We start from the raw sequence: 21,823 nt of genomic DNA on the forward strand, positions 1-21,823 counted from the left end.
GACGCGCACAACGACCGACCTACCCGACCGATCCGAAGGACTACCTCATGCTGACCCTCCTGCCCGCCGTCGACGTCGCCGACGGCAAGGCCGTCCGCCTCCTCCAGGGTGAGGCCGGCTCCGAGACGGACTACGGCAGCCCCGTCGACGCCGCCCGCGACTGGGGCGAGGCAGGCGCCGAGTGGATCCACCTCGTGGACCTCGACGCCGCCTTCGGCCGCGGCTCCAACGCCGCCCTCCTGTCCCGCATCGTCGGCGAGGTCGGCATCAAGGTCGAACTCTCCGGCGGCATCCGCGACGACGCCTCCCTCGAGCGGGCGCTCGCAGCCGGCGCGGCCCGCGTCAACATCGGCACCGCCGCCCTCGAGGACCCCGAGTGGACCGAACGCGTCATCCGCGAGTACGGGGACAAGGTCGCCGTCGGCCTCGACGTGCGCGGCACGGCGCTGGCCGCCCGCGGCTGGACCAAGGAGGGCGGCGACCTCTGGGAGACCCTCGACCGCCTCAACGCGGCCGGCTGCTCCCGCTACGTCGTCACTGACGTCACCAAGGACGGCACCCTCCAGGGCCCCAACACCGAGCTCCTCCGCCAGGTCGCCTCGCGCACCGACGCCCCCGTCGTCGCCTCCGGCGGCATCGCCCACCTCGCCGACATCGCGGCCCTCGCGGCGCTCGTGGACGAGGGTGTCGACTCGGCGATCGTCGGCAAGGCCCTCTACAACGGCAACTTCACCCTCCAGGACGCGCTGCGCGTCGCCCGCGGCGAGGAGCCCCTGGCCGTCGACGGGCTGGCCCGCTGATGACGGCGCAGGGCTCATCCGCCTCGGACGGTGCCGGGCTCGGTACTGCAGCCGTTGACGACGACCCTCAGGTTCAGGCGGTCCTCGCCGCCCGCGCCAAGATGGCGAGACTCCTCGCCGCCCCGACGCCCTTCGCCACCGACGACGGCTCCGCCGACCCGGCCGTCACCGCCGCTCTTGAGGCGACCGACCTCCCGCGCCACGAGTACCTCGACCGCCTCTGGGCGGCCCTCGCCGGCTCGCGCGTCATCGTGCCCGTGGCCGCCCACGCCGTCCACGCTCCGAGCCAGGTCGACGGCCCGACGAGGCTCGCCGGACCCGCCGTCGCCGAGCGAGAGGTCGGGGGCGCCACAGTCCCCGCCCACGAGGTCCACACCGCCGACGCCGCCCAGGACGCGGCCACCCTCGCCGTCGACCTGCCCGACGGGCACATCGCCCTGCCGGTCTTCACCTCCGCGGCCGCCATGAGCGCCTGGCGCTCCGACGTGCGCCCCGTGCCGATCGAGCCCGAGCGCGCCGCCCAGGTCGCCGTCGAGCACACCGACCAGCTCTGGGTCCTCGACCCCGGCACCCTCGACCTGCGCCTGCCGCGCCCCGCGGTCGTCGCCCTGGCCGGGGGAGAGGGCTGGGTCCCGTCCTGGCGCAGCGAGGCGATCCAGGATGAGGCGACGGCCCAGCTCCTCGCCGTCGACGGCGTCACCGGCGTCGCCTTCGAGCCCGGGGAGACGGCCGAGCTGCGCGTCTTCATCCGCATCGACGCCTCCGGTGGCATGCCCGCCGTCGCCGCGAGCCTCGAGGCCTGCCAGCACGTCATGGTCAACCCTGCCTGGGGTGAGCTCATCGACACCGTCGAGCTCTGCCCGGTGCCCGCCTGACGGGCTTTCGACCCCGTGCCGACCGGCCGCGCCCGACGACGTCGGCGTGGGCAGCCTCACGGAGGGTGCGGCCACGCGGGCCTGGGAGCATCCTGGGTGACCTGGTAACCTACGGATCGACCGGCCGGGGTCCGTCTCCGGCACGCAAGCGGAGAGATCCCACCTGGGTTCCCCATGGGGAACCGGGTCAGACGAGGAGCGATCCTCGTGGTCCCCGCGCCTGGGCGCAGCGGGACCGCGCCCCTGAGGGGCGCGTGACAGGGCCTTCGCTCGCGCTAAGCGGCGAGGCCCTTTCTCGTTGCTCGGTCATCGTCACCAGGAGTGAGGAACAACCATCAGCGAGCCCCGTATCAACGAACGGATCCGCGTCCCCGAGGTGCGCCTCGTCGGCCCCAGCGGTGAGCAGGTCGGCGTCGTCCGCGTCGAGGACGCACTGCGCCTGGCCGAGGAGGCCAACCTCGATCTCGTCGAGGTCGCGCCCGACGCACGCCCCCCGGTGTGCAAGCTCATGGACTACGGCAAGTTCAAGTACGAGTCGGCCATGAAGGCGCGCGACGCCCGGCGTAACCAGTCGAACACCCAGCTCAAGGAGATCCAGTTCCGGCCCAAGATCGATGAGCACGACTACGCGACCAAGATGGGTCACGTGAAGCGCTTCCTCGAGGGCGGGGACAAGGTCAAGTGCATCTGCCGCTTCCGCGGCCGTGAGCAGTCCCGTCCGGAGCTCGGCGTCCGCCTGCTCCAGAAGGTCTCCGAGGAGGTCGCGGACCTCGCGACCATCGAGTCCTACCCCCGCCAGGACGGCCGCCAGATGGTCATGGTGCTCGCCCCGACCCGCAAGAAGGCCGAGGTCAAGTCCGACCAGCGCCGTCGTCGCGAGGAGGCCCGCGCCAGCCGTCGCGCCGAGAAGCACGCGGCCCGGAACGCCAAGGCCGCCGAGCAGGCGGGCGAGGCTCCGGCTGCGGACCAGGCCGCCGAGCAGGCCTGACACAGACCACAGACCCACCCCAGCGGCAGACCGCCAGGGGTACGCAGCCGGCGGGCCACCGCCCACCGGCCGAGAAGAGGAAACACAATGCCGAAGAACAAGACGCACTCCGGTGCCAAGAAGCGCTTCCGGGTCACCGGCAGCGGCAAGATCATGCGCGAGCAGGCCAACAAGCGCCACCTCCTCGAGGTCAAGTCCTCGCGTCGCAAGCGTCGCCTGTCCCGGGACCAGGTCCTGGACCCGTCGAACGTCCGCGAGGTCAAGAAGCTGCTCGGTCGCTGACCGGCCCCACCACTGAAGGAGTCATCACATGGCACGTGTGAAGCGGGCTGTCAACGCCCAGAAGAAGCGTCGTACCGTTCTCGAGCAGGCCTCGGGCTACCGCGGCCAGCGCTCGCGTCTCTACCGCAAGGCCAAGGAGCAGGTCACCCACTCCGGCGTCTACGCGTTCCGCGACCGCCGCGCGAAGAAGGGCGACTTCCGTCGCCTCTGGATCCAGCGCATCAACGCCGCGGCGCGCGCCGAGGGCCTCACCTACAACCGGTTCATCCAGGGCCTCGGCCTCGCCGGTGTCGAGATCGACCGCAAGATGCTGGCTGAGCTGGCCGTCAACGAGCCGGCCGCCTTCAAGGCCCTCGTCGAGACCGCCAAGGCCGCCCTGCCCGAGGACGTCAACGCCCCCAAGGCCTGAGCCTCCGGTCCTCAGCGGCACCGCACGAGCGGACGCCGGCTGACCACCACCGACGGCGCCGCCTCCCACCCGGGAGGCGGCGCCGTCGTCGTGCGTGCCGAGGTCGTGCGGCCGGCCGGCCGTGCCGCCTGCTCCCCAGCCGCCTCCACCTCTGCCGTAGGCTGCCCCGCGTGAGCAAGCGCAAGGACCACTGGCACCCCGGCACACCCATCGAGACCGAGGACGGCGCCCCCGTCGTCGGCACCTCCATGGGCTTCCTCGACAACCCTGGAGCCCAGCGCGTCAGCCGCGTCGCCGCCCTCGCCTCCCGGCGCGCCCGCACCAAGCACGGCCGCTTCCTCGTCGAGGGACCCCAGGGCGTCCGTGAGGCCGTCGTCCACCAACCCTCCCGCGTCCAGGACCTCTACCTCACCCAGCAGGGCCTCGAGCGGCACTCCGACGTCCTCGCCGCCGCGCAGGACGCAGACGTCTACGTCCACCTCGTCAGCGACGAGGTCATGGCCGCGATGAGCACGGACGCGCAGGGCGTCCTCGCCGTCGTCGCGACTGCCGCGGGCGCCGACGCCCCGACGGGCATCGAGGCGCTCGCCGCCCTCCTCGAGCGGGGCGCCCGCCTCGTCGCCGTCCTCACCGAGACCCAGGACCCCGGCAACGCCGGCACCATCATCCGCGTCGCCGACGCCGCCGGCGCCGACGCCGTCGTCCTCGCCCGCGGCTCCGTCGACCCGACGAACCCGAAGGTCGTGCGCTCCACCGCCGGCAGCCTCTTCCACCTGCCCGTCGTCTCCGACCTCACCCTCGACGAGGCCGTCACCGCGCTCAAGGCCGCAGGGCTCTCCGTCCTGGCCGCCGACGGCGCGGGGGAGACAGGCCTGTACTCGCCCGCGGCCGAAGAGCGCCTCGTCGTCCCGACCGCCTGGCTCCTCGGCAACGAGGCCCGAGGCTTCGCACCGGCCACGCTCGGCACCGCCGACGCCGTCGTCTCCATCCCGGTCTACGGCGAGGCCGAGTCCCTCAACGTCGCCACGGCCGCCGCGATCTGCCTCTACGCCTCCGCCCGCGCCCACCACGCGGGGGAGTGACCGCGCAGCCGCTGCATGAGACGGCACCGGGCGCACGAGAGCCCACGGTGCTATCGTCACGAGCACGCCCGTCCCGACCCTGGGACGCAGGCGCCCGTTTCCGGACAGGAGGGAGCGTCGCATGAGCACTGCCATGAGCACGCCGACCCGTCGCTGTCGTGGCTGTCGTCTTCACCGCTGAGCGACCGCTGAGCCGCCACCGGAGGTCCTGAGCGACCCCGCTCCAGCCACCACCCGTCCGCGAGGCCACGCCTCCTGAACCCAGTGAGGTTCACCGTGACACACACCCTTGCCCCCACCGCCGCCGACGAGCCCCTCGTCCGGATCAGCCACGTCTCCAAGTGGTACGGCGACTTCCAGGCCCTGGACGACGTCTCCCTCGACGTCAACCGGGGCGAGGTCGTCGCCGTCATCGGCGCCTCGGGCTCCGGCAAGTCGACCCTGTGCCGCACCGTCAACCGGCTCGAGACCTTCCAACAGGGCACCATCACGATCGACGGCGTCCCCCTGCCCGAGGAGGGCAAGGAGCTCGCCCGCCTGCGCGCCGACGTCGGCATGGTCTTCCAGTCCTTCAACCTCTTCCCGCACCGCACCGTCCTCGACAACATCACGATGGCGCCGGTTCACGTGCGCAAGGTCCCCAAGGTGCAGGCGGAGGCCCGCGCCCACGAGCTCCTCGAGCGTGTCGGCCTCGCCGACCAGGCCGGCAAGCGCCCGCCCCAGCTCTCCGGCGGGCAGCAGCAGCGCGTCGCCATCGCCCGGGCTCTCGCCATGGACCCCAAGGTCATGCTCTTCGACGAGCCGACCTCCGCCCTCGACCCCGAGATGATCACCGAGGTCCTCGACGTCATCAAGGACCTCGCCACCTCCGGCATGACCATGCTCGTCGTCACCCACGAGATGGGATTCGCCCGCCAGGTGGCCGACCGCGTGATCTTCATGGACCACGGCCAGGTCGTCGAGGACGCCGAGCCCGAGTCCTTCTTCGCGCACCCTTCCTCCGAGCGCGCCCGCGACTTCCTCTCCAAGATCCTCAGCCACTGACCGGTTCGTCCCACCGCGAGCCACAACCCCTCCCAGGCCGAGCCACCCACCCCGGGGGCGACCGGCACCACCGGCGGCCCACGCCGTCACCGACGAAGGAGCACCCGCATGACCACCATCTCCCGACGCAGCGTCCTCGGCGCAGGCGGCGCCACCGCCCTCGCGCTCGTCCTCGCCGCCTGCTCGGACACCGGCAGTGACGGCAAGTCCGTCGCCCAGTCCTCGGCCTCCGCCTCCGGTGGTTCCGAGTCCTACGACTCCATCATCAACTCCGGTCCCGTCGCGTCGGACGACGAGGTCTCCGCCTCCACGTGGGCCAGCGCCGTCAAGAAGGCAGGCACCTTCAAGATCGGCGGGACGAAGACCAACCAGGTCTTCAGCCTCGAGGACCCGACCACCGGCAAGGTCACCGGATTCGACGCCGCGATCTCCCAGCTCCTCGCCCGGTACGTCCTGGGGGGCGACGACGCCGCCTCCCTCGTCGAGATCACGCAGGCCACCTCCGACACCCGCGAGACCCTCCTGGAGAACGGATCCGTCGAGGCGGTCTTCGCCACCTACACGATCACCCCGGCGCGCGCCGAGAAGATCACCTTCGCCGGCCCGTACTATGAGTCGGGCCAGACGGTCCTCGTCAAGGCGGACAACTCCAAGATCACGGGCGTCAAGTCGCTCACGAGCGGCGTCAAGGTCGCCGTCCAGGCCAACTCCACGTCCGTCCACGCCGTCACGGAGCACGCGCCCGACGCCGAGCAGGTCCAGTTCGAGACCGACTCCGACTGCGTCGCCGCCGTCGAGGCCGGACAGGTCGACGCCTACGTCCTGGACGAGGCCGTGCTGCTCGCCACGGTGGCCTCGAACGACAAGGTCAAGCTCGTCGGCAAGCCCTTCACCACGGAGCCCTACGGCATCGGGCTTCCCAAGGACTCCGACGGCCAGGCCTTCGTCAACGCCTTCCTCGCCAAGATCGACGAGGACGGGACTTGGGCGAAGGTCTGGAACAACACCATCGGCTCCATCACCCACGGCACCGCCCCCGAGCCGCCCGTCATCGGCTCCGTCGAGGGCGCCGCCACCGCGACCCCCACCGCCTGACACACCCGACGCGCACCGCGGGAGCGGCTCCGTCGGCATGGGCACGACCCTGCCGACGGAGCCGCCGCGGCGGCACGCGAGGAAGGGAACCCGTGAACGTCATCACCGAGAACCTGGGCCTCCTCGGCTCCGGGCTGCTCACGACGCTCCTGCTCGCCCTCGCGGGCTACGCGGGGGCTCTCGTCGTGGGCACGCTCGTCGCCGTGTGCCGCGTCAGTCCCGTCCCGCCGCTGCGGTGGTTCGCCTCCGCCTGGGTCGCCGTCGCCTGCAACGTCCCGCTCCTGTGCCTCATGATCCTGCTGGCCTTCGGCGTGCCCAGGATCGGCCTCCCCGTGACGCTGATGTGGGCCGCGGTCATCGGCATCATCTTCTCAGCCTCCGGGTTCGTCTGCGAGACCGTCCGATCCGGCATCAACTCGGTGTCCAAGGGCCAGATCGAGGCGGCCCGCGCCCTGGGCATGCCCTTCCGGCTCATCATCGGCAAGGTCGTCCTCCCACAGGCCCTCAGCCGCACGATCCAGCCGCTCGTGAACATCTTCATCTCCTGCCTCATCGGCTCCTCGCTCGCCGCGGCCATCGGCGTACCCGAGCTCACCAACGTGACGCAGCAGCTCAACCTGCGTTACGCCGAGGCGGTCATCACCTTCCTCCTCTCGGGCCTGACCTACCTCGTCATCGCCTTCATCGCGACGCGCCTGGGCGGCAGCCTCGAGCGGCGCGCCACCGCCAGGACGGAGGCCCGTGCATGAGCGCCCCGACCCAGGCGGACGTCACCGCCGCCCTCGGCACGCGACTCGGTCGGCGTCCTCTGCGAGGACGCCGTCGGCGAGCCACGGACGCCGACCTGCTCTTCGACGCGCCCGGCCCGCGTGGTCGGCGGCGGATCGTCATCGCCTCAGTCGTCGCCACCCTCGTCATCATCGGCGTCATCGCTCTCGTGCTCCACCAGGCGGCGACCGCCGGACAGCTCGCCTACCCCAGGTGGCGCTACTTCGCGGGCGTCTCGGTGGTGAGGTTCTTCGGTCGGGCGCTGGCGGACACGCTGCTCGCGACGGGGGTGAGCGCGCTCATCGCCTTCCCGCTCGGCGTCCTGCTGGGCTGGCTCCGACTCGGTTCCCAGCGGGTCGTGCGCGGCGTCGTAGGGCTGTGGATCGACGCGATGCGCGCCGTCCCGATGCTGCTGCTGGTCTACTTCTTCCTGCTGGCCGTTCCCCGGATGGGGCTCACGCTCCCGTACTTCTGGATGCTCGTCATCCCGATCGTCATGTGCTCGTCCGCGACGACGGCGGAGGTGTTCCGCTCCGGCGTCCTCGCCCTGGACAAGGGGCAGGCCGAGGCGGCGCAGGCGCTGGGCATGAGGCACGGGCTCGCCATGCGCCTCGTCCTCGCCCCGCAGGCGCTGCGCCTCATGCTCCCGACCCTCATCACCCAGCTCGTGACGATCCTCAAGGACACCTCTCTGGGCTACGTCGTCGCCTACACGGAGCTCATGTACGCCGGGCGCCTCATCGTCCAGGCGGCGCGCGTCTACCAGCTCGACGTGTACCTGCCCGCCTACGTCATCATCGCTGTCATCTACGTGGCCCTCAACTGGGTGCTGGGGGCCGCTGCGCGCTGGGTCGAGGCCCGCACGCGCTGAGCGCGAGGCCCTCGGCGCCGAGGCGCCGTGGCACGCGCGGAGCCCGCCCCGGTCTCGGCCTCGCGCCCGCGATTTCAGCGGCCCCACCGCTCGGACTACCCTGGGCCCGATCCACGAGAACCGGAAGGCACCCAGATGACTGACGCACCCGGCGCGCTGTCGCCGCTGGACGAGGAGGGCGTCGGCGCCCTCGTCGAGGAGGGGATCGCCGCCATCGCCGCGGCAGACTCCCTGCCCGCCCTCAAGGAGGTGCGCCTGGCCTACACGGGTGACGCCTCCGTCCTCGCCCTCACCAACCGCGGCATCGGCAAGCTCGACAAGGCCGACAAGCCCGCCGCCGGCAAGCTCCTCGGCGGCGCCCGCGGCCGTCTCAACAAGGCCCTCGCCGAGCGCCAGGCCGTCCTCGAGGCCGAGGCCGAGGCCACCATGCTCGCCACCGAGGCCGTCGACGTCACCGTCCCCACGGACCGCGTCCCCGCCGGCGCCCGCCACCCCCTCGACGTCCTCGTCGACGAGGTCTCCGACTTCTTCACCTCCATGGGCTGGTCCATCGCGGAGGGCCCTGAGGTCGAGCACGAGTGGTTCGACTTCGACGCCCTCAACTTCGACGCCGACCACCCCGCCCGCCAGATGCAGGACACCTTCTACGTCGACGGCGCATCCGTCGGCGCCGCGGAGGGTCAGCCGGCGAACCTCGTCATGCGCACCCACACCTCCCCGGTGCAGGCGCACGTCATGCTCGCCCAGGAGCCCCCGATCTACGTCGCCTGCCCCGGCAAGGTCTTCCGCTCCGACGAGCTCGACGCCACCCACACGCCCGTCTTTCACCAGGTCGAGGGTCTCGCCGTCGACAAGGGCCTCACCATGGGGCACCTCAAGGGCGTCCTCGACCACTTCGCCAAGTCGATGTTCGGCCCCGAGGCCCGCACCCGGCTGCGCCCCTCCTTCTTCCCCTTCACCGAGCCCAGCGCGGAGATGGACCTCTGGTTCCCGCAGAAGAAGGGCGGCCCCGGCTGGATCGAGTGGGGCGGCTGCGGCATGGTCAACCCCAACGTCCTCACCGCCTGCGGCATCGACCCGGACGTCTACACCGCCTTCGCCTTCGGCATGGGCCTGGAGCGCACCCTCATGCTGCGCAACGGCATCGCAGACATGCACGACATCGTCGAGGGCGACATCCGCTTCTCCCAGCAGTTCGGCACCACCGGAAAGGGGAACTGACATGCCTTACGTCCCGATCGAGTGGCTCCGCGAGCACGTCGACGTCCCTTCCGGCACTACGGCTGAGCAGCTGGCCGCGGACCTCGTCAAGGTCGGCCTCGAGGAGGAGCAGATCGTTCCCCCGGCCGTCACCGGCCCCCTCGTCGTCGGCAAGGTCTTGACCCGCGACGCCAAGGAGCAGACCAACGGCAAGGTCATCAACTACTGCCGCGTCGACGTCGGCCCCGAGCACAACGACGCCCCCGGCACCGGCAAGGAGCCGAGCGAGCTGCCCAGCCGCGGCATCGTCTGCGGCGCCCACAACTTCGAGGTCGGGGACAGCGTCGTGGTCTCCCTCCCCGGCGCCGTCCTGCCCGGCGACTTCGCCATCGCCGCCCGCAAGACCTACGGGCACACCTCCGACGGCATGATCTGCTCCGCCAAGGAGCTAGGGGTCGGCGAGGGCCCCGATGCAGCGTCCGGCATCATCGTGCTCGACCAGTGGCTCCCCGAGCACGGCCACGACGGCGAGGAGCTCCCCGCCCCCGGCACGAACGCCATCCCGCTGCTCGGCCTGGGCGACGAGGTCCTCGAGATCAACATCACCCCGGACCGCGGCTACGCCTTCTCCATGCGCGGCGTCGCCCGCGAGTACTCCCACTCCACCGGCGCCCGCTTCACCGACCCCGCCGACGGCACCAACACGGGCCTCTTCCCGAACGGCGTCGCTGCGGGACGCGAGGAAGGCTTCCCGGTCCGCTTCGCCGAGGACTCCAGCCCGATCCACGGCAGGCCCGGCGTCGACCGCTACGTCGCCCGGATCGTGCGCGGCGTCGACCCCGCCGCCCCGAGCCCGCAGTGGATGCGCGACCGCCTTACCGCGGCCGGCATGCGCCCCATCTCCCTGGCCGTCGACGTCACCAACTACGTCATGCTCGACCTCGGCCAGCCGCTGCACGCCTTCGACCTCGGCAAGCTGAGCGCGCCGATCGTCGTGCGCCGCGCCACGGCGGGGGAGAGGCTCACCTTCCTCGACGAGGTCACCCGCACCCTCGACCCCGAGGACCTCGTCATCGCCGACTCCCCGGCGGGGGAGGGCTCCCGCGCCCTCGTCCTCGCCGGCGTCCTCGGCGGTGCCGAGACCGAGATCGACGAGTCGACCACCGACGTCCTCATCGAGGCCGCTCACTTCGACGCCGTCTCCATCGCCCGCTCCGCCCGCCGCCACAAGCTCCCCACGGAGTCCTCTAAGCGCAATGAGCGCGGCGTCGACACCCACCTCCAGGCGGTCGCCGCCCAGCGCGCCGTCGACCTCCTCGTTGAGTACGGCGGCGGCACCGCCGACGAGACCGTGACCGACGTCGACCGCACCACCCCGCCGGAGCCGATGGTCATCCGCGCCGACTCCGCCGAGCGCCTTACCGGCGTCGCCTACGGCACGCCACGCGTCAGTGAGCTCCTCACCGCCGTCGGCTGCACCGTCGAGCCGGCCGGCTCGGACGGTAGTGGCGGGGCCGGACATGAACTCCTCTCCGTCACGGCACCGACCTGGCGGCCCGATCTCGTGGGCGCCGCGCACTTCGCCGAGGAGGTCGCCCGCCTCGACGGCTACGACGCGATCCCCGTCGTTGTCCCGCAGGCGCCCGCCGGCACCGGTCTCACCGTGCGCCAGCAGGCCCGCCGCGACGTCGTGCGCGCCCTCGCCGACGCGGGCCTCACGCAGGTCCTGTCCTACCCCTTCGTCGGCGACGTCCACGACCGCCTCGGCCTGCCTGCCGGCGACCCGCGCCGCAAGGCCCTGCGCCTCGCCAACCCGCTGGCCGAGGACGCCCCGCTCCTGCGCACGAGCGTGCTCGACTCGCTCGTTGAGATCGCTCGCCGCAACGTCTCGCGCGGCCTGCCCGACGTCGCGGTCTACGAGGTCGGCACGGTCACCCTCCCCGAGGGCACCGTCCCCGCCCCGATCCTCGGCGTCGACCACCGCCCCAGCGCCGAGGAGGTCGCCGCCCTCGAGACCGGCATCCCGGCCCAGCCGACGCACGTCGGCACCGTCCTCGCCGGCGAGCGCGTCCGCTCCGGCGTCCTCGGCGCCGGCCGCCCCTGGGACTGGGCTGACGCGGTCCAGGTCGTCCGTACCGTGGCCACGACGCTCGGCGTCGACGTCGAGGTGAGCGCCCCCGAGGAGCCCGTCGCCCCCTGGCACCCGGGCCGCACCGCCGAGGTGCGCCTCGCCTCCGTGCGCAAGGGCAAGGACCTCGTGCCTGGTGCCCTCGTCGCCCACGCCGGCGAGTTGCACCCGCGAGTCGCCAAGGAGCTCGGCCTTCCTGCCCGAGCCTGCGCCGTCGAGATCGACCTCGAGCCGCTTCTCGCGGCCGTCGAGGAGGCCGGCGTGCTCCAGGTCAAGGCGATCCGGACCTTCCCGGCCGCCAAGGAGGACGTCGCCCTCGTCGTCGACGAGTCCGTCACCGCGGCCGCCGTCGAGGCCGTCGTCCGCGAGGCCGCCGGCGACCTCGCCGAGGAGGTCCGCCTCTTCGACGTCTTCCGCGGCGAGCAGCTCGGTGAGGGGAGGAAGTCCCTCGCCTTCTCCCTCCGCCTGCGCGGCGATCACACGCTGACCGCCGAGGAGACCGCAGGGGTGCGCAAGCGCATCGTCAAGCGTGCCGCCAAGCGCCTCGGCGCCGAGCTGCGCGGCTGAGCCGCCGTCCCCGGCAGCACCGATGACGATCCGCCCGGTCCCGAGCACGCGGGGCCGGGCGGGCCGGTCGTGTGGGCGGGGCGCTGATCGGTCCGGGAGGACGTAGGACCTCGGGCACGCCCCGTACGTGGCGCGGACCGCAATACTTGGGCCATGAACATCCTTCTCGTCTCCTCATCACGCCACGGCTCCACTGACGAGGTCGCGGACGTCATCGCGGAGCGCCTCCGGGACGCCGGGCTCACCGTCGAGCAGGCCCGTCCCGAGGACGTCACGGACGTCTCCGGCTACGACGCCTTCGTCATCGGCAGCGCCATCTACATGACCCACTGGACCGACGAGGCCGTCGAGTTCACGTGGCGCTTCCATGACGAGCTCCTGGCCAAGCCCGTCTGGGCCTTCTCCGTGGGCCTGTCCGGCCTGCCCAAGGGCAAGGTCTCGGACCCGTACCGCGTCGGCCCCGTCCTGCTCACCATCGACCCCGAGGACCACGTCACCTTCCTCGGTCGGCTCGACCCGAGCGGCCTCAGCCTGCGCGAGCGCACCATCGCCCGCATGGGCGGGGCGAGCGAGGGCGACTTCCGGGACATGGACGCGGTCCGCGACTGGGCCAGCGCCATCGCCACGACCCTCACCTCACTGTCCTGACCTCCGCCTGACCTCAGGTCCCCGACCACCCGGTCGCGCCAGCTCGTGGTGTGACCGGGCGGTCGTTGTGCGGCCCAGCGTCCGGCCCGCGCTACCCTGTGAGCAAAACGACGTCGGCGGACCCACTCACGGTTTCGTATTTGTATGCATCCGGACGTATGGTTTTTGCATGACCTGGACAGCAGTAGTCGCCGGTGCGACGGGATACGCCGGAGGAGAGGCCCTCCGCCTCCTCGCCGCCCACCCGAGCATCGAGGTCGGCGCCGTCACCGGCTCCTCCAGCGTCGGGACCCTTCTCGCCGCCCACCACCCCCACCTCCTCTCCCTGGCCGGACGGACCGTCGAGCCGACCGACGTCGAGCACCTCCGCGGGCACGACGTCGTCCTCCTCGCCCTCCCGCACGGAGCCTCCGGAGCGGTGACCGCCGCCATCGAGGCCGACGTCGTCGCCGGCACCTGGGGCGGTCCGGACCCCGTCATCCTCGACTGCGGCGCCGACCACCGCCTCACGGACCCTGCCGCCTGGGCCGCCTTCTACGGCACCGAGCACGCCGGCGCCTGGACCTACGGCATGCCCGAGCTCCTCCACGCCGGCGAGACCGCAGCCTCCGCCCAGCGCGCCGAGCTCACTGCCACCCACCGCGTCGCCGTCCCCGGTTGCAACGTCACCGCCGTCACGCTCGCCGCGCAGCCCGGCGTCGCCACGGGCCTCATCGACCCCAGCCGGGTCACCGCGGTCCTTGCGGTCGGCTACTCAGGCGCCGGCAAGTCCCTCAAGCCGCACCTCACCGCCGCTGAGGCCCTCGGCTCCGCGCAGCCCTACGGCGTCGGCGGCACCCATCGGCACATCCCCGAGATCATCCAGAACCTCGAGGTCGCTGGCGCCACGGCAGACGCCGTGCACCTCTCCTTCACGCCGGTGCTCGTCCCCATGAGCCGCGGCATCCTCGCCACCGTGACCGCCCCCGTCACCGACGCCGTCGCCACGGCCACGGACCCGCAGGCCGTCCTGCGAGAGGCCTGGGAGACCACCTACGGCGCGGCCGGCACCGGCGAGGGCGTCGTCTCGCTCCTGCCCGAGGGCGTCTCGCCCACCACCGGCTCCGTCGCCGGCTCGGGGCTCGCCACCGTCCAGGTGACCTATGACTCCGCCGCGGGCGTGGCGACCATGCTCTGCGCCATCGACAACCTCGGCAAGGGTACGGCCTCCGCCGCCGTCCAGTCCCTCAACCTCGCGCTCGGCCTTCCGGAGACCACCGGCGTCGTCATGGAAGGAGTCGCGCCGTGAGCGTCACCGCAGCCAAGGGCTTCCGCGCCGCCGGCGTCGTCGCCGGTCTCAAGGAGTCCGGCAGGCCGGACCTCGCCCTCGTCGTCAACGACGGCCCCCTCGACGTCGCAGCCGGCGTCTTCACCACCAATCGCGTCGTCGCCGCCCCCGTCGTCTGGTCCCGCCAGGCGGTCACCGACGGCACCGCCCGCGCCGTCATCCTCAGCTCCGGGTCCGCCAACGCCTGCACTGGCGAGCGCGGCGCCACCGACGCCCGCGCCACCGCGGAGTACGTCGCGGGAGCGCTCAGCTCCCAGCCGGACGCTCAGACCGTCGACGCCTCCGACGTCCTCGTGTGCTCCACCGGCGTCATCGGAGTCCCGATCGACATGCCCGTCCTCCTCGCCGGGGCCTCCGCCGCGGCCACCGCCCTGGACGCCTCCGTCGAGGCCGCCCACGCTGCCGCCACCGCCATCATGACAACGGACACCGTCTCCAAGGAGGACGCCCTCACCCTCGAGGCAAGCGCCGGCACCTGGAGCGTCGGCGGCATGATCAAGGGCGTCGGCATGCTGGCCCCCGGCATGGCGACCATGCTCTGCGTCCTCACCACCGACGCCGTCATCACCGCCGAGTCCGCTCGCGCCGCCCTCGGCGCGGCCGCCGCGCGCACCGTCAACCGGATCAACTCCGACGGCTGCATGTCCACCAACGACACCGTCCTCCTCCTCGCCTCCGGCGCCTCAGGCGTCGAGCCCTCCCCGGACGAGCTCGACGACGCCGTCGCCCAGGTCCTGGGACGTCTCGGACGCCGCCTCGTCGCCGACGCCGAGGGCGCCACCCACGACATCGCCATCACCGTGAGCGGCGCCGTCACCGAGCAGGCCGCCGAGGCCGCGGCCCGGACCGTCTCCGCCTCGAACCTCCTCAAGTGCGCCGTTGCCGGCAACGACCCCAACTGGGGACGCGTCCTGTCGCAGCTCGGCACCGTGCCCGAGGAGGTCTGCCCCTTCGACCCCGACGAGGTCGATGTCGCTATCAACGGCGTGACCATCTTCCGGCACGGCGGCCTCGGCGAGGACCGGGACCTCGTCGACATGACGCCGCGCGAGACCCGCATCGACATCGCCCTCCACCACGGCGCGGCCGAGGCCACCGTCTGGACCAACGATCTCACCCACGGCTACGTCACGATCAACGCGGACTACACGACATGAGCACGAGCCCCGCCGCCACCCCGGCCCTGCGGATCACCCCCGCGCAGAAGGCCTCCGTCCTCCTCGAGGCCATGCCCTGGCTCCGCGCCTACAAGGGCGCCACCATCGTCATCAAGTACGGCGGCAACGCCATGGTCGACGAGGGACTCAAGCGCGCCTTCGCCGAGGACGTCCTCTTCCTCCACCAGGTCGGCCTGCACCCCGTCGTCGTCCACGGCGGCGGCCCCCAGATCAACGCCATGCTCAAGAGGCTCGGCATCGAGTCCGAGTTCCGCGGGGGCCTGCGCGTCACGACCCCCGAGGTCATGGACGTCGTCCGCATGGTCCTCACCGGCTCGGTGCAGCGCGAGCTCGTCAGCCTCCTCAACGTCCACGGCTCGCCGGCCGTCGGCATCTCCGGCGAGGACGGCGGGCTCCTCTCGGCACGGCAGCGCCTGGCCACCGTCGACGGCGAGAGCGTCGACGTCGGCCTCGTCGGCGACGTCGTCCGCGTCGACCCGCGCACCGTCACCGAGCTCCTCGACCAGGGCCGGATCCCGGTCATCTCCTCGGTCGCGCCGCTCATGGCGGACCCCACGACCGTCCTCAACATCAACGCGGACACCGCCGCAGCGGCCATCGCCATCGCCCTCAAGGCGCAGAAGCTCATCATGCTCACCGACGTCGAGGGTCTCTACTCCAACTGGCCGGACCGCACCTCGCTCGTCTCCCGCATCGGGGTCGACGCCCTCGAGGCGCTCCTGCCCGAGCTCGAGTCCGGGATGATCCCCAAGATGGAGGCCTGCCTGAGGGCCGTGCGCGGGGGAGTGGGGCAGGCCCACGTCGTCGACGGCCGCGAGCCGCACTCCATGCTCCTCGAGATCGTCACGGACACCGGCGTCGGCACCGTCGTCTACCCCGAGCACACCAGCCAGTCGCGCACGAAGGGAGGACCGACGCTGTGAGCGCCAAGCAGAGCACCACCACGGGCACAGTCCCGAGCATGACAGAGCCAACGACCGGATCGAACGAGGCCTGGGGGCAGCGCTACGCCGCCGCCGTCATGAACACCTTCGGCTCGCCCCAGCGCGTCCTCGTGCGCGGCGAGGGCGCCCACGTTACCGACGCCGACCGCAAGGAGTACACGGACCTCCTCGCAGGCATCGCCGTCAACTGCCTCGGGCACGCGCACCCGGCGGTCGTCGCCGCCGTCACCGAGCAGATCAGCACCCTCGGGCACGTCTCCAACTTCTTCGCGACCCCCGCCCAGATCAGCCTCGCCGAGGAGCTCGACTCTCTCGTCTTCCCCGGTACCCCGGCCGGCTCGTCCAAGGTCTTCCTCGCCAACTCCGGCACCGAGGCCAACGAGGCCGCCCTCAAGATCGCGCGCCGTCACGGCGGGACCGCCCGTCCCCGCGTCCTCGCCCTCGAGCACGCCTTCCACGGCCGCACCATGGGCGCCCTCGCCCTCACTCACAAGGCCGCGTACCGCGAGCCCTTCGAGCCGCTGCCCGGCGGCGTCGAGTTCATCCCCGCCGGTGACGTCGACGCGCTGCACGCCGCCATGGGCCCCGACGTCGCCGCGCTCATCCTCGAGCCGATCCAGGGCGAGGCCGGCGTCAAGCCCCTGCCCTCCGGCTACATCGAGGCCGCCCGCGAGGCGACCGCCGCCGCCGGCGCCCTCCTCATCATCGACGAGGTCCAGACCGGCATGGGGCGCACGGGCGCCTGGATGGCGCACCACCTCCTCGCCCCCGGCGTCACCCCGGACGTCGTCACCCTCGCCAAGGGCCTCGGGGGAGGCGTGCCCATCGGCGCCGCCGTCGCCACCGGTGAGGCGGCCGCCCTCCTCGGCCCCGGCCAGCACGGCACCACCTTCGGCGGCAACCCTGTGGCCTGCGCCGCTGCCCTCGCCGTCATCGCCACGATCCGCGAGCAGGGCCTCCTCGAGCGCACCGCCGCACTCGGTGAGCGGTGGGCGACGGCGCTCGCCGCCGTCCCCGGCGTCACCGAGGTCCGCGGGGCGGGCCTGCTGCGGGGCGTCGGGCTCGCCGAGGGGCTGCCCGCCGCCGGCGAGGTCGCCGCCGAGCTCATGGAGCGCGGCTTCATCGTCAACGCTCCCAGGCCCGACACGTTGCGTCTCGCGCCGCCCCTCATCCTGTCCGACGCCGACGCCGACGACTTCACCGCCACCCTCACCGACGTCCTCGCCGAGGCGCTCCGGAGCCGACAGGCCGACGCCACCACCCAGGAAGGAGCAGCATGACCGAGCAGCAGGCCGCCCCCCGGTCCGCCGCAAGCCCCGCGAGCGCCGGCGCCCCCCAGACGAAGACCGCTCGCCACGCCCTCATCACCCAGGTGCTCGGACGCGAGCGCATCCGCTCCCAGGCCGAGCTCCGCGACGCCCTCGCCGAGCGAGGAGTCACCACCACCCAGGCGACCCTCTCGCGCGACCTCGTCGAGCTCCGCGCCACCAAGGTGCGCTCGGCGGACGGCGTGCAGGTCTACGCCATCCCCGAGGCCGGAGCCCCCGGCCAGCAGCCCGCCTCCGTACCAGGTGGGGAGGCCGCGATGAGCGAGCACGTGAGCGCCCGGCTCGCTCGCTGGTGCGCCGACCTCCTCGTCACCGCCGAGTGGGCCGGCCAGCAGCTCGTCCTGCGCACCCCCGCCGGCGCCGCCCAGCTCCTCGCGAGCGCCGTCGACGACGCCATGCTGCCCGGCGTCCTCGGCTGCATCGCCGGGGACGACACCGTCCTCGTCATCACCCGCGGCGAGGACGTCTGCGCCGACGTCGCCGCCCACCTGCTGGCCCTCGCGGACCCCGGCGCCCGACGATGACCGCCCGGTGGGCGAGCGGCCAACGCGCCGCGTCCCCCGGGCGCACCACGATAGGCGCAGCACCCTGCGCCCGACCCCGAGCAACCCCCTGAACCCACCCACGTCCCCGTCGGGCACCGCCCGCGGGGTGAAGAACCAGAAGAGAGAGAAGCATGAGCGACCACAAGGACCGCGTCGTCCTCGCCTACTCCGGAGGCCTCGACACCTCCGTCGCCATCGGCTGGATCGGCGAGCAGACCGGCCGCGAGGTCATCACCGTCGCCGTCGACGTCGGCCAGGGCGGCGAGGACCTCGAGGTCATCCGCCAGCGCGCCCTCGACTGCGGCGCCGTCGAGGCCTACGTAGCCGACGCCCGTGACGAGTTCGCCAACGAGTACTGCATGCCGGCGCTCAAGGCCAACGCCCTCTACGAGGGCAAGTACCCGCTCGTCTCCGCCCTGTCACGCCCGGTCATCGCCAAGCACCTGGTCAAGGCCGCCCGCCAGTTCGGCGCCTCGACCGTCGCCCACGGCTGCACCGGCAAGGGCAACGACCAGGTCCGCTTCGAGGTCGCCATCACGTCGATGGCCCCCGACATGGACTGCATCTCCCCGGTCCGTGACCTCGCCCTCACCCGCGACGTCGCCATCGAGTACGCCGAGAAGCACAACCTCCCGATCGAGACGACGAAGCACAACCCGTTCTCCATCGACCAGAACGTGTGGGGCCGCGCCATCGAGACCGGCTTCCTCGAGGACCTGTGGAACGCCCCGACCAAGGACGTCTACGTCTACACCGACGACCCGACCTACCCGCCGCTGCCCGACGAGGTCGTCATCCACTTCGAGCAGGGTGTGCCCACCGCCATCGACGGCAAGCCCGTCACCCCGCTCGAGGCCATCCAGGAGCTCAACCGCCGTGCCGGCGCCCAGGGCATCGGCCGCATCGACATGGTCGAGGACCGCCTCGTCGGCATCAAGTCCCGCGAGATCTACGAGGCCCCCGGCGCCGTCGCGCTCATCGAGGCCCACCAGGCCCTCGAGTCCGTCACCCTCGAGCGCCTCCAGCGCCGCTACAAGAAGCAGATGGAGCAGACCTGGGGCGAGCTCGTCTACGAGGCCCAGTGGTACTCGCCGCTGAAGAGGTCGATGGACGCCTTCATCGAGGACACGCAGAAGTACGTCACCGGCGACATCCGCATGGTCCTCCACGGCGGCCGCGCCGTCGTCAACGGCCGTAAGTCCGACACCGGCCTGTACGACTTCAACCTCGCCACCTACGAGACCGGCGACACCTTCGACCAGTCCTCGTCGCGCGGCTTCATCGAGATCTACGGCATGCAGTCCAAGCTCTCCGCCGCCCGCGCCGTGCCTGGTCCGCCGTGCGACCGCGGCTCGCGGCACCCGGACCAGGATCCGGGACGCCCGTCACAGTTCGGACTCGGCTCGGACACGGAACGCATCCAGCGGCCGGTTGGGGTGGCTCACGCAACTAGCCTGCTAATGCCGCCCGAACCCTGGGGCGGCTCGTTCCCCGAGGAGTCCTCACCTATGTCAGATCAGCAACCAGGAGCTGATCCGCGGCTCAGCGCTCCGAGCGCTTCCTCCGCCGCGGTTCCCCCGCCTCCCGCCCCGCCGCAGCCGTCCGCCACCCAGCCCCAGTGGCAGCAGCCGGTGCCCCAGCCCCAAGCCGCTCCCCAGCCGGCGACGCCGCAGCCGTACCAGCCAGGCGCGCCGGCCGCGCCGCAGGCTCAGCCGTCCGACGATCAGCCGCAGCAGGCCGCCTGGGCGCAGGCCCCCGTGCAGACGCAGGACCCGGCCGCCGCTGGCACGCCGACCGGGACCTACCCGGCCGCCGCTTCCGGCAAGCAGCCCTACTCCGCGCCCTCGGCGGCCCAGGCGCCCGGCGCCGTCCCGCTCGCGCCGCTGCCCGGCCAGCAGAGCGCCGCCCCGGGGGCCGTCGGAACCGAGCTCAAGCGTCTCGTCACGGCGCCGGGACTCGCCACCTGGGGCGTCCTCGTGGCCGTCGCGCTCGTCACCGCCGTCGTCTCCGGGCTGCTCATCCTGTGGCTCCTCGACGTCGCGGGCGCCACCATCCCCGGCGCTTCCGTCATCTCCGAGGTGCTCGTCGGCGGTGGCGTCGCCCTGGGCGGCCGCCTCACCGCGTCGATCGGCTCCGACCTCGGCTCGGCGCACGCTGACCTCGTCATGCTCGGGCCCCTCCTCGTCATCGGGATCGCCACGGCCCTCATCGTGCGGCGCCGCGCCCGCCTCGACTCCGCGCCCGCGACGCTCTCGGCCCTCGCGGTCCGCTCCCTCGTCGAGGGACTCGGCACCGGCGTGGTCAGCGCCCTCGTGCTCGGCATCCCGTCGGTGTCGCTCATGCGCGACCAGGACGTCTCCAGCCTCAACGACCTCCTCAACGCCGCGGCCTCGCCGACCCTGTCGGGCTCCTGGGGCCGCGTCCTCCTGCTCACGCTCGTCGCCACGGCCCTCGGCTCCCTCATCGGCCGCTGGTCCGTGTGCGGCTACCTCCCGCAGCCGACGTGGCTTCAGCGCCTCCGCCCCGTGTGGGCCGAGCTCTCGGCAGCCCTCGTCGCGCTCGGCGCCGTGATGGGCGCCGCAGCGCTCATCGCCTTCATCGTCATGGCCTTCGAGAACCGCGTCGCGGTGCTCCTCCTCGCCCCGCTCCTTCTGCCCAACGCGGCTCTGTGGATCGCTTCCCTCGGCTCGTTCTCGGGCCTCAGCGTCTCCGGCTCCGTCACCTCGGACTACTTCTCCAGCCTCGGGACCGCCGGGTCGCACTACCTCTCGACGCCCTCCCTGCCCCACGGCTCAGGCTGGCTCTGCGTCCTCGCCCTCGTCGCGGCGGCGGTGGCCGTCGCCGCCCGCGTCGGCGTGCGCCGCCAGCGCGCGCTCGGCGTCCAGTGGCAGCGCGTGTGGCAGCTCCCGCTCGGCTTCTGGGTGGTCTGGGCCGTCCTGTACGGGCTGGGCGGCGCTCTGTCCGGCTCCGGCGACTCCGCCGTCCTCGGCGCCGGATCGATGCGGGTGGGGCCCTCCACGATCGCCCTCCTCACCGTGCCGGTCGCCTGCCTCGTCACCTCGGTCCTCGCAGAGGTCCTTCCGCTGTTCCTCTACCAGAACGCCTCCGGCCTGCTCCTGCGCGCGGGTGGTCGTGACGCCGTCACCCGCTGGGCCGCCGGCGTCCCCCTCTACCCCGTGGTCGCGCCAACCGCGGCGACGGTGACTGCCGCCGCAGGCGGTGCTCAGCCCGGTCTCCAGGCAGGCGTCCCGGCAGGCGCCCAGCCCGTGGCCAGGCAGCCGCTCGCCCCGACCGCCCAGGTGTACGCGGCCTCCGCCCCGGCCGCGCCCTCGGCGCCGGTCGCTCCCTCAGCACCCCTGGCCTCGGCACCGTCGGCACCCCTGGCGTCCGCGGCGTCGGCCCCTGCGGCCGGCCAGCCGGCCTCGTGGGCGCCCGCGCCCTCCGCCGCCTCGGCGTCCCCGGCCCCCGGCGCCGCGCAGACCGCCGCGGCCGAGCCGGCCACCGAGGTCATCACGCCGGCCGGCCCCATGCCCTCGCCGGTCCCGCCCCCGCCGCCCAGCGGTGCCTCCGCGCCGATGGCCCCGAGCGCGCCCATCGCCCCCTCGGCCGCGGCCGCACCCGGCAGCGCCTACGCCCCCCAGCCGGCCGCCGCACCCGGCGCTCCCGGAGCCCTGCCTCCGATCGGCGCCCCCAAGCCGATGTCGGTCTCCTCCCGGCGCAACGTCAGGCTCGCGCTCATCGCGG

18 protein-coding genes and 1 pseudogene are annotated in these 21,823 nt (G+C 72.7%); all 19 read left to right on the top strand.

Translation table 11 applies throughout. The features are described from left to right. Positions 1-47: 47 nt before the first annotated feature. Positions 48-800 carry a bifunctional 1-(5-phosphoribosyl)-5-((5-phosphoribosylamino)methylideneamino)imidazole-4-carboxamide isomerase/phosphoribosylanthranilate isomerase PriA gene (priA, locus tag IXW69_RS08985; RefSeq protein ID WP_194786004.1) on the top strand — a complete coding sequence of 251 codons (753 nt, stop codon included), beginning with the start codon at positions 48-50 and terminating at the stop codon, positions 798-800. Between the two features lie 101 nt (positions 801-901). Next, complete coding sequence (locus tag IXW69_RS08990; protein ID WP_228525200.1) at positions 902-1,675, top strand: SseB family protein; 774 nt, start codon at positions 902-904, stop codon at positions 1,673-1,675. Between the two features lie 376 nt (positions 1,676-2,051). After that, a complete protein-coding gene (infC, locus tag IXW69_RS08995) occupies positions 2,052-2,663 on the top strand; it encodes a translation initiation factor IF-3 (protein WP_407646558.1) in 612 nt (203 codons plus the stop codon). 87 nt (positions 2,664-2,750) lie between these two features. Further along, entirely contained in the window at positions 2,751-2,945 is a 195-nt protein-coding gene (gene rpmI / locus IXW69_RS09000; RefSeq protein WP_194786006.1) for a 50S ribosomal protein L35, read from the top strand. Positions 2,946-2,973: 28 nt separating this feature from the next. Further along, positions 2,974-3,354 (top strand): 50S ribosomal protein L20, encoded by a 381-nt coding sequence (gene rplT, locus IXW69_RS09005; RefSeq protein WP_194786007.1) that lies wholly within the window; start codon positions 2,974-2,976, stop codon positions 3,352-3,354. Positions 3,355-3,602: 248 nt separating this feature from the next. Then, the gene (locus tag IXW69_RS09010) at positions 3,603-4,436 is read left to right on the top strand and encodes a TrmH family RNA methyltransferase (protein WP_194786029.1); all 834 of its coding nucleotides are present in this window, start codon (positions 3,603-3,605) and stop codon (positions 4,434-4,436) included. A 276-nt stretch (positions 4,437-4,712) separates the two neighbouring features. After that, positions 4,713-5,480 carry an amino acid ABC transporter ATP-binding protein gene (locus IXW69_RS09015; RefSeq protein ID WP_194786008.1) on the top strand — a complete coding sequence of 256 codons (768 nt, stop codon included), beginning with the start codon at positions 4,713-4,715 and terminating at the stop codon, positions 5,478-5,480. A gap of 108 nt (positions 5,481-5,588) precedes the next feature. After that, complete coding sequence (locus IXW69_RS09020) at positions 5,589-6,575, top strand: glutamate ABC transporter substrate-binding protein (protein WP_194786009.1); 987 nt, start codon at positions 5,589-5,591, stop codon at positions 6,573-6,575. A 92-nt stretch (positions 6,576-6,667) separates the two neighbouring features. Further along, the gene (locus IXW69_RS09025) at positions 6,668-7,324 is read left to right on the top strand and encodes an amino acid ABC transporter permease (protein ID WP_194786010.1); all 657 of its coding nucleotides are present in this window, start codon (positions 6,668-6,670) and stop codon (positions 7,322-7,324) included. Continuing rightward, entirely contained in the window at positions 7,321-8,214 is an 894-nt protein-coding gene (locus IXW69_RS09030) for an amino acid ABC transporter permease (protein WP_194786011.1), read from the top strand. The genes IXW69_RS09025 and IXW69_RS09030 overlap by 4 nt, the downstream gene beginning before the upstream one ends. Before the next feature lie 135 nt (positions 8,215-8,349). Further along, complete coding sequence (pheS, locus tag IXW69_RS09035) at positions 8,350-9,435, top strand: phenylalanine--tRNA ligase subunit alpha (RefSeq protein WP_194786012.1); 1,086 nt, start codon at positions 8,350-8,352, stop codon at positions 9,433-9,435. A 1-nt stretch (position 9,436) separates the two neighbouring features. Then, a complete protein-coding gene (gene pheT, locus IXW69_RS09040; protein WP_194786013.1) occupies positions 9,437-12,109 on the top strand; it encodes a phenylalanine--tRNA ligase subunit beta in 2,673 nt (890 codons plus the stop codon). Between the two features lie 153 nt (positions 12,110-12,262). Further along, positions 12,263-12,757, top strand: coding sequence for a flavodoxin domain-containing protein (locus IXW69_RS09045; RefSeq protein ID WP_194786014.1), 495 nt, complete (start codon positions 12,263-12,265; stop codon positions 12,755-12,757). A gap of 169 nt (positions 12,758-12,926) precedes the next feature. Further along, positions 12,927-14,045, top strand: a complete 1,119-nt coding sequence (gene argC / locus IXW69_RS09050) for an N-acetyl-gamma-glutamyl-phosphate reductase (protein WP_194786015.1) — start codon at positions 12,927-12,929, stop codon at positions 14,043-14,045. Next, positions 14,042-15,241: a bifunctional glutamate N-acetyltransferase/amino-acid acetyltransferase ArgJ gene (gene argJ, locus IXW69_RS09055; RefSeq protein ID WP_194786016.1), complete on the top strand. Its 1,200-nt coding sequence runs from the start codon at positions 14,042-14,044 to the stop codon at positions 15,239-15,241. Before argC ends, argJ begins: the two co-directional genes overlap by 4 nt. Further along, complete coding sequence (gene argB, locus IXW69_RS09060; RefSeq protein WP_194786017.1) at positions 15,238-16,185, top strand: acetylglutamate kinase; 948 nt, start codon at positions 15,238-15,240, stop codon at positions 16,183-16,185. Before argJ ends, argB begins: the two co-directional genes overlap by 4 nt. A gap of 38 nt (positions 16,186-16,223) precedes the next feature. Further along, complete coding sequence (locus tag IXW69_RS09065; RefSeq protein WP_194786018.1) at positions 16,224-17,486, top strand: acetylornithine transaminase; 1,263 nt, start codon at positions 16,224-16,226, stop codon at positions 17,484-17,486. Next, positions 17,483-18,058: an arginine repressor gene (locus IXW69_RS09070; RefSeq protein WP_194786019.1), complete on the top strand. Its 576-nt coding sequence runs from the start codon at positions 17,483-17,485 to the stop codon at positions 18,056-18,058. Before IXW69_RS09065 ends, IXW69_RS09070 begins: the two co-directional genes overlap by 4 nt. A 152-nt stretch (positions 18,059-18,210) precedes the next feature. After that, positions 18,211-19,407 (top strand): annotated as a pseudogene (locus IXW69_RS09075) (argininosuccinate synthase); the annotation flags it as partial. Positions 19,408-21,823: the final 2,416 nt, after the last annotated feature.

The organism is Actinomyces haliotis, from assembly GCF_015355765.1.
Lineage (GTDB): Bacteria > Actinomycetota > Actinomycetes > Actinomycetales > Actinomycetaceae > Actinomyces > Actinomyces haliotis.